This is a genomic window from Pseudomonas sp. B21-059 (assembly GCF_026016285.1).
Lineage (GTDB): Bacteria > Pseudomonadota > Gammaproteobacteria > Pseudomonadales > Pseudomonadaceae > Aquipseudomonas > Aquipseudomonas danubii.
Map to the genome: position 1 here is coordinate 4,384,595 of NZ_CP087201.1, position 16,134 is coordinate 4,400,728.

Here is a 16,134-nt window from a genome sequence, read left to right on the forward strand (position 1 = left end):
TTCTGCGCACGCTTTAGCAAAGAAGAGAGTTAATCCGAATATGCCCACCCGCTCGAAGATCATCTACACCTTCACCGACGAAGCCCCGGCCCTCGCCACCTATTCCCTGCTGCCTATCGTAGAAGCCTTCACCGCTTCGGCTGATATCGCCGTGGAAACCCGCGACATCTCCCTGGCCGGCCGCATCCTCGCCAGCTTCCCTGAGCAGTTGGGTGCCAAAGCGGTACCGGACCACCTCGCCGAACTGGGCGAACTGGCCGTTACCCCGGAAGCCAACATCATCAAGCTGCCGAACATCAGCGCCTCGGTACCGCAACTGCAAGCCGCGATCAAGGAACTGCAGGCCCAGGGCTACGCCCTGCCGGACTATCCAGAAACCGTGACCTGCGACGCCGACAAAGACGCCAAGGCGCGTTACGACAAGGTCAAGGGCAGCGCCGTGAACCCGGTTCTGCGTGAAGGCAACTCCGACCGCCGCGCTCCGCTGTCGGTGAAGAACTACGCGCGCAAGCACCCGCACAAGATGGGCGCCTGGGCCAAGGACTCCAAGTCCCACGTTGCCCACATGAGCAACGGCGACTTCTACGGCAGCGAAAAAGCCGCCCTGATCGAAGCCGCAGACAGCGTCAAGATCGAACTGATCGCCCAAGACGGCACAGCCACCGTCCTGAAAGAAAAAACCACCGTGCAAGCCGGTGAAATCCTCGACTGCGCCGTGATGAGCAAAAAGGCCCTGCGCACCTTCATCGCCGCTGAAATCGAAGACGCCAAGAAGCAAGGCGTACTGCTGTCAGTGCACCTCAAAGCCACCATGATGAAGGTCTCCGACCCGATCATGTTCGGCCAGATCGTTGCCGAGTTCTATCAGGACGCCCTGAGCAAGCACGCCGCCGTCCTGCAAGAAATCGGCTTCAACCTGAACAACGGTATCGGCGACCTGTACGCCCGCATCAAGGCCCTGCCGGCCGAGCAGCAAGCTGCGATCGAAGCCGACATCCAGGCCGTCTACGCTGCCCGCCCTGCCCTGGCCATGGTCAACTCCGACAAAGGCATCACCAACCTGCACGTGCCGAGCGACGTGATCGTCGACGCCTCGATGCCGGCCATGATCCGTGACTCCGGCAAGATGTGGGGCACCGACGGCCAGCTGCACGACACCAAGGCAGTGATCCCGGATCGTTGCTACGCCACCATCTACCAGGCCGTGATCGAAGACTGCAAAGCCAACGGCGCGTTCGATCCGACCACCATGGGCAGCGTGCCGAACGTTGGCCTGATGGCGAAAAAAGCCGAAGAGTACGGCTCCCACGACAAGACCTTCGAAATCAAGGCTGATGGCGTGGTTCGCGTGACCGACAGCCAAGGCAAGCTGCTGCTGGAGCAGAAAGTCGAAGCCGGCGACATCTTCCGCATGTGCCAGACCAAAGACGCGCCGATCCAGGACTGGGTCAAGCTGGCAGTCAACCGTGCTCGCGCCAGCAGCACCCCAGCGATCTTCTGGCTGGACCCGATGCGCGCCCACGACGGCGTGATGATCGAAAAAGTTCAGGCCTACCTGAAAGATCACGACACCAGCGACCTGGACATCCGCATCATGTCCCCGGTTGAAGCCATGAAGTTCACCCTGGCCCGCACCCGTGACGGCAAGGACACCATCTCGGTGACCGGCAACGTACTGCGCGACTACCTGACCGACCTGTTCCCGATCATGGAACTGGGCACCAGCGCCAAGATGCTGTCGATCGTGCCACTGATGAACGGTGGCGGCCTGTTCGAAACCGGCGCCGGCGGTTCGGCTCCGAAGCACGTGCAACAGCTGCTGGAAGAGAACTTCCTGCGCTGGGACTCCCTGGGTGAGTTCCTGGCCCTGGCCGCTTCCCTGGAGCACCTGGGCAACACCTACAACAACCCGAAAGCCCTGGTACTGGCCAAGACCCTGGACCAGGCTACCGGTCAGTTCCTCGACAACAACAAGTCGCCATCGCGCAAAGTCGGCAACATCGACAACCGCGGCAGCCACTTCTACCTGGCGCTGTACTGGGCACAAGCCCTGGCCGCCCAGACCGAGGACACTGCCCTGCAAGCACAGTTCAGCACCCTGGCCAAGACCCTGACCGAGAACGAAGCGACCATCGTCGCCGAGCTCAACGCCGTACAGGGCAAGCCTGTGGACATCGGTGGCTACTACAGCGCCAACCCTGAGCTGGTGAGCCAGGCCATGCGCCCGAGCGCCACTCTCAACGCGGCCATCGCTGCGCTGGTGTAAGCACGAGCGAACACACGAACCCCGGCCCCGCGCCGGGGTTTGTGCTTCTGGAGTCCGCAGGAGCCGGCCTGCCGACGAAACAGACAGCGCTCGCTTCGCCGGCAAGCCGGCTCCTACAATGCTCACCCTTTATAAAGGAGTGCCTTTATGGAATGGCAACCGCATATCACTGTCGCCACCATCGTCGAGGACCAGGGCCGCTTCCTGTTCGTCGAGGAGTACTCGGGCGAACAGGCCGTGCTCAATCAGCCCGCCGGGCACCTGGATGCCAATGAAAGCCTGCTCCAGGCGGCCATCCGCGAAACCCTGGAGGAAACCGGCTGGGACGTGGAGTTGACCGGCGTGGTCGGCATCTACCTGTACACCGCCCCCAGCAACGGCGTGACCTACCAGCGCGTGTGCTTTGCCGCCAAGCCGCTGCGCCATCATCCGGACTATCAACTGGACGACGGCATCATCGGCCCACGCTGGCTGAGCCGCGAGCAACTGCTGGAGCAACGGGCCAACTGGCGCAGTGAACTGATCCTGCAGTGCCTGGACGACTACCTGGACGGCCAACTGCACAGCCTGGCGCTGATCCGACCAATGCTTTAACCGCAGTTTTAGCCTTGCAGGCCTCAGCCTGTTAGAATCGCGTCCTTTTTCAAGACACCCATTGAATTCCTATGCGTGATCCAGCCCCTTCTGACACCCAAAAGAAGCGCGTCATTGTCGGCATGTCCGGCGGCGTGGATTCTTCCGTTTCCGCCCTCCTGCTGATGGAGCAGGGATACCAGGTGGAAGGCCTGTTCATGAAGAACTGGGAGGAAGACGACGGAACCGAGTACTGCACCGCCATGGACGACCTGGCGGATGCCCAGGCCGTGTGCGACAAGCTTGGCATCAAGCTGCACACCGCCAACTTCGCCGCCGAGTACTGGGACAACGTGTTCGAGCACTTTCTGGCCGAGTACAAGGCCGGTCGCACGCCGAACCCGGACATCCTCTGCAACCGCGAAATCAAGTTCAAGGCGTTCCTCGACTACGCCATGATGCTCGGCGCCGACCTGATCGCCACCGGCCACTATGTGCGCCGCCGCGACATCGACGGCCGCACCGAACTGCTCAAGGGCCTGGACCCGAACAAGGACCAGAGCTATTTCCTGCATGCCGTTGGCGGCGAGCAGATCGCCAAGACCCTGTTCCCGGTGGGCGAGCTGGAAAAACCCGAAGTACGCGCCATCGCCGAGAAACACGACCTGGCTACTGCAAAGAAGAAAGACTCCACCGGCATCTGCTTTATCGGTGAGCGGCGCTTCAGCGACTTCCTCAAGCAATACCTGCCGGCCCAGCCCGGCGAGATCAAGACCACCGAAGGTGAAGTCATCGGCCGCCACCACGGCCTGATGTACCACACCATCGGCCAACGCCAGGGCCTGGGCATCGGCGGCCTGAAAGACGCCGGCGAAGAGCCGTGGTACGTGCTGATCAAGGACCTGGAGCACAACGAGTTGATCGTTGGCCAGGGCAACGATCACCCCTGGCTGTTCTCCCACGCCCTGCTGGCCTCCGACATCTATTGGGTCAACCCTATCGACCTGAGCCAGCCACGGCGCCTGACCGCCAAGGTGCGCTACCGCCAGAGCGACCAGCCCTGCACCCTGGAAAAGACCGCCAACGGCTACCGCGCCACCTTCGACGACCCGCAACGCGCCGTAACTCCCGGCCAGTCGGTGGTGTTCTACGACGGTGAAATCTGCCTCGGTGGCGGCGTCATCGAAGTGGCCGAACCCTGGAGCAGCAAGGACGTCCGTCCATGAGCCCGATTCAGGAGCAACTGACGGCACTGGGCGGCGTATTCCTCGCAGCAGTGCTGGTGGATCGTATTGCCAAGACAGGTCAAGTCAGCGAAGCGGCCTTGAGCTGCATGCTCGGCAGCCTGCTGATCCGTGATCCGAAGGACACCCTGGAAGTCTATGGCGGCGACGACATCAACCTGCGCGAGGGCTACCGCGCCCTGATCGGCGCCCTGGAGCGCGACCCCAGCACGCTGCAACGCGAGCCGCTGCGCTACGCCTTGTCGATGCTTGGCCTGGAACGTCAGCTGGCCAAGCGCGAAGACCTGCTGGAAACCATCGGCAAGCGCCTGCCGCAGATCCAGTCCCAGGTCGAACACTTCGGCCCGGCCCACGAAAACGTCATTGCCGCGTGCGGCGGGCTGTACCAGGACACCCTGAGCACCCTGCGCCAGCGCATTCAGGTACATGGCGACATGCGCAACCTGCAGCAACCGAGCAATGCCTCGAAAATTCGCGCCCTGCTGCTGGCCGGCATTCGTTCCGCACGCCTGTGGCGCCAGTTGGGCGGCCATCGCTGGCAACTGGTGATCAGCCGGCGCAAATTGCTCAAAGAGCTTTATCCATTGATGCGCAGCAGCTGAGCTGCGCCTGATTTTTCAAGAGCTGCGCGTAAGACGCTGGTCAGTTGGCAACGGACCTGCGGATATTTTCATGTATGATACGCGCCCCATTTCGTTGCCCGACTGTCCGAGAACACCCCATGCAGCTCTCTTCGCTCACTGCGGTTTCCCCTGTTGACGGCCGCTACGCCGGCAAAACCCAGGCCCTGCGCCCCATTTTCAGCGAATACGGCCTGATCCGTGCTCGCGTCCTCGTTGAAGTGCGCTGGCTCCAGCGCCTGGCCGCCCACAGCGCCATCAGCGAAGTGCCGGCGTTCTCCGCCGAAGCCAACGCCGTCCTCAATGCCCTGGCAGAGAACTTCTCCCTGGAGCACGCCGAGCGTGTCAAAGAGATCGAACGCACCACCAACCACGACGTCAAGGCCATCGAGTACCTGCTCAAGGAACAAGCCGCCAAGCTGCCTGAGCTGGCCAACGTCAGTGAATTCATCCACTTCGCCTGCACCAGCGAGGACATCAACAACCTGTCCCACGCCCTGATGCTGCGCGAAGGCCGTGATGAAGTGATGCTGCCGCTGATGCGCCAGACCGCCAACGCCATCCGCGAACTGGCGATCCGTTTCGCCGAAGTGCCGATGCTGTCGCGTACCCACGGTCAGCCGGCCTCGCCGACCACCCTGGGCAAAGAGCTGGCCAACGTCGTGTACCGCCTGGAGCGTCAGATCGCTCAGGTCGCCGCCGTGCCGCTGCTGGGCAAGATCAACGGCGCCGTGGGCAACTACAACGCCCATCTGTCGGCCTACCCGGACATCGACTGGGAAGCCAACGCCCGCGCCTTCATCGAAGACGAACTGGGCCTGGCCTTCAACCCCTACACCACGCAGATCGAGCCGCACGACTACATCGCCGAGCTGTTCGACGCCATCGCCCGCTTCAACACTATCCTGATCGACTTCGATCGCGATATCTGGGGCTACATCTCCCTGGGCTACTTCAAGCAGCGCACCATTGCCGGCGAAATCGGTTCCTCGACCATGCCGCACAAGGTCAACCCGATCGACTTCGAAAACTCCGAAGGCAACCTCGGGATCGCCAACGCCCTGTTCCAGCACCTGGCGAGCAAGCTGCCGATCTCCCGCTGGCAGCGCGACCTGACCGACTCCACCGTCTTGCGCAACCTGGGCGTGGGCTTCGCTCACAGCGTGATCGCCTACGAAGCCAGCCTCAAAGGCATCAGCAAACTGGAGCTCAACGCCCAGAAGATCGCTGAAGACCTGGACGCTTGCTGGGAAGTCCTGGCCGAGCCGATTCAGACCGTGATGCGTCGCTACAACATCGAAAATCCGTACGAAAAGCTCAAGGAACTGACCCGCGGCAAGGGCATCAGCCCTGAAGCGCTGCAGACTTTCATCGACGGGCTGGACATGCCGGCCGCGGCCAAGGCCGAGCTGAAGCAGCTCACCCCGGCCAGTTACATCGGCAATGCCGTGGTCCAGGCCAAGCGCATCTGACCGACTGCTCGACCTTTTGACGCCCGGCCGCGCCGGGCGTTTTTATTCCTGCTAGAAAAGTAAACTTTTTCAATAGGTTACAAATGAATCCTGACATTCCACTTCAACTTCTGGGCGGCATCACTGCACGGGAATTTCTGCGTGACTACTGGCAGAAGAAGCCCCTGCTGATCCGTCAGGCCCTGCCTGACTTCGAAAGCCCGATCGAACCTGACGAACTGGCCGGCCTGGCCCTGGAAGAAGAAGTCGAATCGCGCCTGGTGATCGAGAAAGGCGAACGCCCCTGGGAGCTGCGTCGCGGCCCGTTCGCCGAAGACGAATTCAGCAAGCTGCCGGAGCGCGACTGGACCCTGCTGGTCCAGGCCGTGGACCAGTTCGTCCCGGAAGTCGCCGAGCTGCTGGAGCACTTCCGCTTCCTGCCGAGCTGGCGCATCGATGACGTGATGATCAGCTTCGCCGCACCGGGCGGTAACGTCGGCCCGCACTTTGACAACTACGACGTGTTCCTGCTGCAAGGCCACGGCAAGCGCAACTGGAAGATCGGCCAGATGTGCGACTCCGAGAGCCCGCTGCTGCAGCACGCGGACCTGCGCATCCTCGCCGAATTCGAAGAGACCGAAAGCTGGGTCCTGGAGCCGGGCGATATGCTCTACCTGCCCCCACGCCTGGCCCACTACGGTGTCGCGCTGAACGACTGCATGACCTACTCGGTGGGCTTCCGCGCCCCGAGCGCCGCTGAAGTGCTGACTCACTTCACCGACTTCCTCGGCCAGTTCCTGCCGGACGAAGAGCGCTACACCGACGCCGACGTGCAGCCGGCCAGCGACCCGCACCAGATCCAGCAGGATGCCCTCGATCGCCTCAAAGGCCTGCTGGCCGAGCACATGAGCGACGAACGCCTGCTGCTGACCTGGTTCGGCCAGTTCATGACCGAGCCACGCTACCCGGAACTGGTGGTCGGCCCGGAACTGGAAGAGGACGACCTGCTGGGCAGCCTGGAACAGGGCGCTATCCTGATCCGCAATCCAAGCGCGCGCCTGGCCTGGTCGGAAGTCGATGAAGACCTGTTGCTGTTCGCCAGCGGCCAAAGTCGCCTGCTTCCCGGTAAACTGCGCGAGCTGCTGAAAATGATTTGCGCCGCCGACGCCCTGCATATCGACAACCTCGGCCCTTGGCTGGCGGATGAAGATGGGCGCGGCCTGCTGTGTGAACTGGTCAAGCAAGGGAGCCTGGGGTTTGCCGATGAATAAGATTCACGTACGTGTCGCAGACTGGCAAAAGGATAACGCCGAGATCCGGCGCATTCGTGAAGCAGTGTTCATTGCCGAGCAATCGGTTCCGCCCGAGCTGGAGTGGGATGCCGACGACGACAGCGCGGTGCACTTTCTGGCCTGCGAGGGTGATTTCCCTATCGGTACCGCGCGCCTGCTGCCGGACGGCCATGTCGGCCGGGTCTCGGTACTCAAGGACTGGCGCGGCCTCAAGGTCGGCGATGCGCTGATGCGTGCAGTGATCGACGAAGCCGAGAAGCGCGGCCTGAAGCAACAGATGCTCAGCGCCCAGGTCCAGGCCACGCCGTTCTACGAGCGCCTGGGCTTCTCGATTGTCAGCGAGGAATTCCTCGAAGCGGGAATCCCCCACGTCGACATGGTTCGCGGCGCCTGACCGACAAGCCCCAGCGGCAATGGCCAGAGCGAACGCCCCGCCATCCCCTTGCGCCTACCAGGCGCAAGACCAGGATGCCGGGGCGTTTTGCCGTCTAGGATTCAACTTGCCCCACCCAAAGCCGACAAAGTGTCAAACTCAAGGCTTTACGCCAGCTACTCGCGGAGATAACGGATATGTCCCTACGCACCTTGCTCACGACGCTGCTGCTGACCTTCAGCTGCTCGGTCATGGCCGCCACCGAGATCGTGCCCCTCAACAACCGCACCAGCGCCGACCTGCTGCCGGTGGCGCAGAATTTTCTGGGCAAGGACGGCAAGGTCAGCGCCTATGGCAACCAACTGATCGTCAACGCCGAGCCGGGCAAGATCGCCGAACTGCGGGCCTTCATTGCGCAACTGGATACCGCTGCCAAGCGCCTGCTGATCACCGTCGACACCAACGAGAACAACTTCCAGGACAACCAGGGTTATTCGGTCAATGGTGCACCGCAAACGCGCATCATCAATCGCAGCACCGAGAGCCGCGATGGCGGCATCCAACAGGTCCAGGCCAGCGAAGGCGTGCCGGCGCTGATCCAGGTTGGCCAGAGCGTGCCCCTGACCACCACCCAGACCGATCCTTACGGTCGCCTGCAAAACCAGACTCAATACCGCAACGTCACCCAGGGCTTCTACGTGACAGCCAGCGTCACCGGCGAGACCGTGCACCTGAGTATCAGCACCAACCGCGACCGCATGAGCCAGGAACGCCCTGATGTAGTGAACGTGCAAAGTACCGACACAACTGTCAGTGGGCGCCTCGGCGAGTGGATCACCCTGGCCGGGGTCAATCGCCAGACCCAGGCCGACAAGCAGGCCCTGGGCCGCAGCTACTCGACTCAAGGACGGGATGACATGACCTTGCGCGTCAAGGTCGACGCCTTGGACTAAAGCACCAAAAACTGACTGATTAGTCGTATTAGACCAAAGATGTAGTGCCATAAAAAAAGCACTACAAAACATTTGACGAGCCAAAAAACCGCGGGCATGATGGCCTCGCTCCCGCTAATCAGGGGCCCTGGCAAGGGCCTTCGGATCGCCGCTCTAACCTACCCACCTGAGCCGATTCGTGTCTGTACTGCCCACAAGGTGTGTTTGACGAGATTGCGACTGGAACGAAGTTGTCCCGAGGGACGGAAGCGTATTTAGGTCGATCGGCAACACACTGATGGAACGCACCAAGGCCCACGACGCCCGCATGCGCACCGCAGCTCGCCTTCACCTGCTCACTCTCCCCTCGAGCCCATCGTTCACCCGTCGCCATCCCCGCCAGACCCGACTGGACCGCCTAAGCTTCCTGGTCAGCGAGCAGCCTTCCACGCAACGTTACGACGCGTGATCGGCGGAGCCGGAATTCTCCAACCAAGAACGACTTTTTACACAAGACGCGACGAGGTTTATCTCCATGGCACTGACACGCGAACAGCAAATTGCAGCCCTTGAAAAAGACTGGGCTGAAAACCCGCGCTGGAAAGGCGTGACTCGCACTTATTCCGCTGCCGACGTGGTCCGTCTGCGTGGTTCGGTCCAACCCGAGCACACCCTGGCACGCATGGGCGCCGAGAAGCTCTGGAACCTGGTCACCCAAGGTGCCAAGCCGTCCTTCCGTCCTGAGAAAGATTTCGTCAACTGCATGGGCGCCCTGACCGGCGGCCAGGCTGTTCAACAGGTCAAAGCCGGCATCCAGGCAATCTACCTGTCCGGCTGGCAAGTGGCTGCGGACAACAACTCCGCCGAATCCATGTACCCCGACCAGTCGCTGTACCCGGTGGATTCGGTTCCGACCGTGGTCAAGCGCATCAACAACTCGTTCCGTCGTGCCGACCAGATCCAGTGGAAAGCCGGCAAGAATCCGGGCGACGACGGCTACATCGACTACTTCGCACCTATCGTAGCTGACGCTGAAGCCGGTTTCGGCGGCGTACTGAACGCCTACGAGCTGATGAAGAGCATGATCGAAGCGGGCGCCGCCGGCGTTCACTTCGAAGACCAGCTGGCTTCCGTGAAGAAGTGCGGCCACATGGGCGGCAAGGTGCTGGTTCCAACCCAGGAAGCCGTACAGAAGCTGACCGCTGCCCGCCTGGCGGCCGACGTTGCCGGTGTACCGACCATCATCCTGGCCCGTACCGACGCCAACGCTGCTGACCTGCTGACTTCGGACTGCGACCCGTACGACCAGCCGTTCGTGACCGGCACCCGCACCCAGGAAGGCTTCTACAAAGTAAAAGCCGGTCTGGATCAAGCGATCGCCCGCGGCCTGGCTTACGCTCCGTACGCCGACCTGATCTGGTGCGAAACCGCCAAGCCGGACCTGGACGAAGCTCGTCGCTTCGCCGAAGCAATCAAGAAGGAATACCCGGACCAAATCCTGTCGTACAACTGCTCGCCTTCCTTCAACTGGAAGAAGAACCTGGACGACGCCACCATCGCCAAGTTCCAGCGCGAACTGTCCGCCATGGGTTACAAGCACCAGTTCATCACCCTGGCCGGTATCCACAACATGTGGCACAGCATGTTCAACCTGGCGCACGACTACGCCCGCAACGACATGACCGCCTACGTGAAGCTGCAAGAGCAGGAGTTCGCTGACGCCGCCAAAGGCTACACCTTCGTGGCGCACCAGCAGGAAGTGGGCACCGGCTACTTCGACGACATGACTACCGTGATCCAGGGTGGTTCGTCCTCGGTAACTGCTCTGACCGGTTCCACCGAAGAAGAGCAGTTCCACTGATTCCAGGCCTCGCGCCTTGATCGAGCGGCCAATGCAGGCCCGGTAAAAACAACTGCATTGCTGTACAACTGACGCCCCGACTGGTTCGGGGCGTTTTTTTGCCCGCCAAACCTGCAGCAGCCAGCTTGCCGGCGAACCGCTCCCCTGCGGCCCCCTCAAAAACCTCGAGGCGCCCGGCCCCTGCAAAAAAGCTCGCCAAACATTGATCCAGAGCGGTGTTACCCAGAGCGAAACAGGTTAAAAGGTGCGCCCCTGCTACTTGCAGTAACAGGGATATAACAAACAACTTTCCCACTCCCCGAAGGAAAGCAGATTAAAACAACACCTAAACAATATTGATTATCATTTAGCCGCTATAACTTTCGTTGCAGCTGCAACAAAACATAATTAACAAAACCTCCCCTAATGCCCACAGGCCGCGGCTTACGGGGCTACAGGGGTGAGCTATGTCCTTATTACGATAAACAATTTCGCTTTAGAAATTTTACTTGCCCGGTGTTTAGCCATAAAATCAGCGCGATTGATTGCGCTGCGACATATCGTCACTGCTTTATTTCTTTATCAAGCTCAGAGACTCTTGCTCTCTGTTAAGGATTACCAGCATGCCCGAAGCGACAGGACTCATGGCCCACAACTGGGGCTTTGCCATTTTCCTTCTGGGTGTTGTCGGCCTTTGCGCCTTCATGCTCGGCGTCTCCAGCCTCCTCGGGTCAAAAGCCTGGGGCCGCAGCAAAAACGAACCGTTCGAGTCCGGCATGCTACCTACCGGTGGCGCCCGCTTGCGGCTCTCAGCCAAATTCTATCTGGTCGCGATGCTCTTCGTGATCTTCGATATCGAAGCCCTCTTTCTCTTTGCCTGGTCTGTGTCCGTCCGCGAAAGCGGCTGGACCGGATTCGTCGAAGCTCTCGTTTTCATAGCAATTCTGTTGGCAGGTCTTGTCTACCTTTGGCGAGTGGGGGCTCTTGACTGGGCTCCGGAAGGTCGTCGTAAGCGGCAGGCGAAGCTAAAACAATGAGGCTTTGGCGATGCAATACAATCTCACCAGGATCGACCCCGATGCTCCTAACGATCAGTACCCGATCGGCGAACGGGAAACCGTTTCCGATCCGTTAGAGGATCAGGTCCACAAAAACATCTTCATGGGCAAGCTGGAAGACGTGCTGAGCGGCGCGGTCAACTGGGGGCGTAAGAACTCCCTGTGGCCGTACAACTTCGGTCTGTCCTGCTGCTACGTGGAAATGACCACTGCCTTCACGGCGCCCCACGACATCGCGCGCTTTGGCGCCGAGGTTATCCGGGCATCGCCGCGTCAGGCGGATTTCATGGTTATTGCCGGCACCTGCTTCATCAAGATGGCGCCGATCATCCAGCGTCTCTATGAGCAAATGCTCGAGCCTAAATGGGTTATCTCCATGGGTTCGTGCGCCAACTCCGGTGGCATGTACGACATCTACTCCGTAGTTCAGGGGGTGGACAAGTTCCTGCCCGTGGACGTCTACGTACCTGGCTGCCCGCCCCGCCCTGAAGCGTTCCTGCAAGGCTTGATGCTCTTGCAAGAATCCATTGGCCAGGAGCGTCGCCCACTTTCCTGGGTCGTCGGTGATCAAGGCGTGTACCGCGCCGAAATGCCGTCGCAAAAGGAGCAGCGCCGCGAACAGCGTATTCAGGTCACCAACCTGCGCAGCCCTGACGAAGTCTGATCCAGATCTGTTCTGACAAAGAAACGACACTGGCTTCACTCTTTACGTTGACCGAAAGCGATAAAAAACCATGACTACAGGCAGTGCTCTGTACATCCCGCCTTATAAGGCTGACGACCAGGATGTGGTTGTCGAACTCAATAACCGTTTTGGCCCTGAGGCGTTCACCGCCCAGGCCACCCGCACCGGCATGCCGGTGCTGTGGGTTACCCGCTCCAAACTCGTTGAAATCCTGACCTTCCTGCGCAACCTGCCCAAGCCGTACGTCATGCTCTATGACCTGCATGGCGTGGACGAGCGCCTGCGCACCAAGCGTCAAGGCCTGCCGAGTGCCGATTTCAGTGTGTTCTACCACTTGCTGTCGATCGAACGTAACAGCGACGTGATGATCAAAGTGGCCCTGTCCGAAGGCGATCTCAGCCTGCCGACCGTCACCGGTATCTGGCCCAATGCCAACTGGTACGAGCGTGAAGTCTGGGACATGTTCGGCATCGACTTTGCCGGTCACCCTCACCTTTCGCGGATCATGATGCCGCCGACCTGGGAAGGTCACCCGCTGCGCAAGGACTTCCCGGCCCGCGCCACCGAGTTCGACCCGTTCAGCCTGACCCTGGCCAAGCAGCAGCTGGAAGAAGAAGCCGCACGCTTCCGTCCGGAAGACTGGGGCATGAAGCGTTCCGGTGCCAACGAGGACTACATGTTCCTCAACCTGGGCCCGAACCACCCATCGGCCCACGGTGCCTTCCGCATCATCCTGCAGTTGGACGGTGAAGAGATCGTCGACTGCGTTCCGGACATCGGCTACCACCACCGTGGTGCCGAGAAGATGGCCGAGCGTCAGTCCTGGCACAGCTTCATCCCTTACACCGACCGTATCGACTACCTCGGCGGGGTGATGAACAACCTGCCGTACGTGCTCTCGGTCGAGAAGCTGGCCGGCATCAAGGTACCGGAGAAGGTCGACGTCATCCGCATCATGATGGCCGAGTTCTTCCGCATCACCAGCCACCTGCTGTTCCTGGGTACCTACATCCAGGACGTCGGTGCCATGACCCCGGTGTTCTTCACCTTCACCGACCGCCAGCGTGCCTACACCGTGATCGAAGCCATCACCGGCTTCCGCCTGCACCCGGCCTGGTACCGCATCGGCGGCGTCGCCCACGACCTGCCCCGCGGCTGGGAAAAGCTGGTCAAGGACTTCGTTGAATGGCTGCCCAAGCGCCTCGACGAATACACCAAGGCCGCCCTGCAGAACAGCATCCTCAAGGGTCGGACCATCGGCGTTGCCGCCTACAACACCAAGGAAGCCCTGGAATGGGGCGTCACCGGTGCCGGCCTGCGTTCCACCGGCTGCGATTTCGACCTGCGCAAGGCTCGTCCGTACTCCGGCTACGAGAACTTCGAGTTCGAAGTTCCACTGGCGGCCAACGGTGACGCCTACGACCGCTGCATGGTTCGCGTCGAGGAGATGCGCCAGAGCATCAAGATCATCGACCAGTGCCTGCGCAATATGCCGGAAGGCCCGTACAAGGCGGATCACCCGCTGACCACGCCGCCGCCGAAAGAGCGCACCCTGCAGCACATCGAAACCTTGATCACGCACTTCCTGCAGGTTTCGTGGGGCCCGGTGATGCCGGCCAACGAATCCTTCCAGATGATCGAAGCGACCAAGGGCATCAACAGTTATTACCTGACGAGCGATGGCGGCACCATGAGCTACCGCACCCGGATTCGCACCCCAAGCTTCGCCCACCTGCAGCAGATCCCTTCGGTGATCCGCGGCAGCATGGTCGCGGACTTGATCGCGTACCTGGGTAGTATCGACTTCGTTATGGCCGACGTGGACCGCTAAGCATGAACAGCACGCTTATCCAGACAGACCGTTTCGCCCTGAGCGAAACCGAGCGCTCGGCCATCGAGCACGAGATGCATCACTACGAAGACCCGCGCGCGGCGTCGATCGAAGCCCTGAAGATCGTCCAGAAGGAACGTGGCTGGGTGCCGGACGGCGCGGTCTACGCCATCGGCGAGATCCTTGGCATCCCCGCCAGCGACGTTGAAGGCGTGGCGACGTTCTACAGCCAGATCTTCCGTCAGCCAGTGGGCCGCCACATCATTCGCGTCTGCGACAGCATGGTCTGCTACATCGGCGGCCACGAGTCCGTGGTCAGCCAGATTCAGAGCGAGCTGGGCATCGGCCTCGGCCAGACCACCGCCGACGGCCGCTTCACCCTGCTGCCGGTGTGCTGCCTGGGCAACTGCGACAAGGCCCCGGCGCTGATGATCGACGACGACACTTTCGGCGACGTACAGCCTGCTGGCGTGGCCAAACTGTTGGAGGGCTACGTATGACCCTGACCTCTTTCGGCCCTGCGAACCGCATTGCGCGTACCGCAGAAACCCACCCACTGACCTGGCGTCTGCGTGACGACGGCGAGCCTGTATGGTTCGACGAGTACCAGGCCAAGAACGGTTACGCGGCGGCCCGCAAGGCTTTCGCCGACCTGTCCCAGGACGATATCGTCCAGACCGTCAAGGATGCCGGCCTCAAGGGTCGCGGCGGTGCGGGCTTCCCCACCGGCGTGAAGTGGGGCCTGATGCCCAAAGACGAGTCCATGAACATCCGCTACCTGCTGTGCAACGCGGACGAAATGGAACCCAACACCTGGAAGGACCGCATGCTGATGGAGCAACTGCCCCATCTGCTGATCGAAGGCATGCTGATCAGTGCCCGCGCACTGAAAACCTACCGCGGCTACATCTTCCTGCGCGGCGAATACACCACCGCCGCCAAGCACCTGCGGCGTGCCGTGGAAGAAGCCAAGGCCGCAGGCCTGTTGGGCAAGAACATCCTGGGCAGCGGTTTCGATTTCGAGCTGTTCGTCCACACCGGCGCCGGGCGTTACATCTGCGGTGAAGAAACCGCACTGATCAACTCCCTGGAAGGCCGTCGCGCCAACCCACGCTCCAAGCCGCCCTTCCCTGCGGCCGTAGGCGTGTGGGGCAAGCCGACGTGCGTGAACAACGTCGAGACCCTGTGCAACGTGCCGGCGATCATCGGCGACGGCGTGGAGTGGTACAAATCCCTGGCCCGCGAAGGCAGCGAAGACCACGGCACCAAGCTGATGGGCTTCTCCGGCAAAGTGAAGAACCCTGGCCTGTGGGAGCTGCCCTTCGGCGTGACCGCACGCGAGCTGTTCGAAGACTACGCCGGCGGCATGCGCGACGGCTTCAAGCTCAAGTGCTGGCAGCCAGGCGGCGCCGGTACCGGCTTCCTGCTGCCAGAACACCTGGATGCGCAAATGTATGCCGGCGGCATCGCCAAAGTGGGCACCCGCATGGGTACCGGCCTGGCCATGGCGGTGGACGACAGCATCAACATGGTGTCGCTGTTGCGCAACATGGAGCAATTCTTCGCCCGTGAATCCTGCGGCTTCTGCACCCCTTGCCGTGATGGCCTGCCATGGAGCGTCAAACTGCTGATGGCTCTGGAGAACGGCCAGGGCCAGCAAGGCGACATCGAGACCCTGCTGGGTCTGGTGGGGTTCCTCGGCCCAGGCAAGACCTTCTGTGCTCACGCACCGGGTGCCGTGGAGCCGTTGGGCAGTGCCATCAAGTATTTCCGTCCAGAGTTCGAAGCCGGCATCGCGCCCACCAGCGCCGCCGTCCCGCCTCTGGCCCGACCGATCGTAGTCGGCGCGTAACGCTTAGATGAGGGCGCAGGGTCCGTGCCCTGCGCTCGACGTGCGATGACGCCGTGAACGGCTGTGTTGATTCGCACGCATAACAAGATTCCATTAGCCACGCCCGCTGACACCGGG

General features: G+C 61.3%; 14 protein-coding genes. All 14 read left to right on the forward strand.

The features are described from left to right. Positions 1 to 40 precede the first annotated feature (40 nt). The 14 genes from LOY69_RS19300 (at position 41) to nuoF (ending at position 16,017) form a co-directional block, all read left to right on the forward strand. The gene (locus LOY69_RS19300; protein WP_265073446.1) at positions 41 to 2,266 is read left to right on the forward strand and encodes an NADP-dependent isocitrate dehydrogenase; all 2,226 of its coding nucleotides are present in this window, start codon (positions 41 to 43) and stop codon (positions 2,264 to 2,266) included. Between the two features lie 147 nt (positions 2,267 to 2,413). After that, a complete protein-coding gene (locus tag LOY69_RS19305; RefSeq protein WP_102881785.1) occupies positions 2,414 to 2,860 on the forward strand; it encodes an NUDIX hydrolase in 447 nt (148 codons plus the stop codon). A 71-nt stretch (positions 2,861 to 2,931) separates the two neighbouring features. Continuing rightward, complete coding sequence (gene mnmA, locus LOY69_RS19310) at positions 2,932 to 4,065, forward strand: tRNA 2-thiouridine(34) synthase MnmA (RefSeq protein WP_265073447.1); 1,134 nt, start codon at positions 2,932 to 2,934, stop codon at positions 4,063 to 4,065. Continuing rightward, a complete protein-coding gene (gene hflD / locus LOY69_RS19315) occupies positions 4,062 to 4,685 on the forward strand; it encodes a high frequency lysogenization protein HflD (RefSeq protein WP_025126594.1) in 624 nt (207 codons plus the stop codon). Before mnmA ends, hflD begins: the two co-directional genes overlap by 4 nt. Before the next feature lie 119 nt (positions 4,686 to 4,804). Continuing rightward, a complete protein-coding gene (gene purB / locus LOY69_RS19320; protein ID WP_265073448.1) occupies positions 4,805 to 6,175 on the forward strand; it encodes an adenylosuccinate lyase in 1,371 nt (456 codons plus the stop codon). Between the two features lie 83 nt (positions 6,176 to 6,258). Continuing rightward, complete coding sequence (locus tag LOY69_RS19325; protein ID WP_102864722.1) at positions 6,259 to 7,425, forward strand: cupin domain-containing protein; 1,167 nt, start codon at positions 6,259 to 6,261, stop codon at positions 7,423 to 7,425. After that, entirely contained in the window at positions 7,418 to 7,840 is a 423-nt protein-coding gene (locus LOY69_RS19330) for a GNAT family N-acetyltransferase (protein ID WP_102864721.1), read from the forward strand. Before LOY69_RS19325 ends, LOY69_RS19330 begins: the two co-directional genes overlap by 8 nt. A 176-nt stretch (positions 7,841 to 8,016) precedes the next feature. After that, positions 8,017 to 8,772 (forward strand): secretin N-terminal domain-containing protein, encoded by a 756-nt coding sequence (locus LOY69_RS19335; RefSeq protein ID WP_102864720.1) that lies wholly within the window; start codon positions 8,017 to 8,019, stop codon positions 8,770 to 8,772. A 514-nt stretch (positions 8,773 to 9,286) separates the two neighbouring features. Then, positions 9,287 to 10,612, forward strand: coding sequence for an isocitrate lyase (gene aceA / locus LOY69_RS19340; RefSeq protein ID WP_025126589.1), 1,326 nt, complete (start codon positions 9,287 to 9,289; stop codon positions 10,610 to 10,612). A 602-nt stretch (positions 10,613 to 11,214) separates the two neighbouring features. Further along, the gene (locus tag LOY69_RS19345; protein WP_011062185.1) at positions 11,215 to 11,628 is read left to right on the forward strand and encodes an NADH-quinone oxidoreductase subunit A; all 414 of its coding nucleotides are present in this window, start codon (positions 11,215 to 11,217) and stop codon (positions 11,626 to 11,628) included. Between the two features lie 10 nt (positions 11,629 to 11,638). Further along, the gene (locus LOY69_RS19350; protein ID WP_011062186.1) at positions 11,639 to 12,313 is read left to right on the forward strand and encodes a NuoB/complex I 20 kDa subunit family protein; all 675 of its coding nucleotides are present in this window, start codon (positions 11,639 to 11,641) and stop codon (positions 12,311 to 12,313) included. 70 nt (positions 12,314 to 12,383) lie between these two features. After that, the gene (nuoC, locus tag LOY69_RS19355) at positions 12,384 to 14,165 is read left to right on the forward strand and encodes an NADH-quinone oxidoreductase subunit C/D (RefSeq protein WP_102864719.1); all 1,782 of its coding nucleotides are present in this window, start codon (positions 12,384 to 12,386) and stop codon (positions 14,163 to 14,165) included. Positions 14,166 to 14,167: 2 nt separating this feature from the next. Continuing rightward, positions 14,168 to 14,665, forward strand: a complete 498-nt coding sequence (gene nuoE / locus LOY69_RS19360) for an NADH-quinone oxidoreductase subunit NuoE (protein ID WP_011062188.1) — start codon at positions 14,168 to 14,170, stop codon at positions 14,663 to 14,665. After that, complete coding sequence (gene nuoF / locus LOY69_RS19365) at positions 14,662 to 16,017, forward strand: NADH-quinone oxidoreductase subunit NuoF (protein WP_102864718.1); 1,356 nt, start codon at positions 14,662 to 14,664, stop codon at positions 16,015 to 16,017. The genes nuoE and nuoF overlap by 4 nt, the downstream gene beginning before the upstream one ends. Positions 16,018 to 16,134 lie beyond the last annotated feature (117 nt).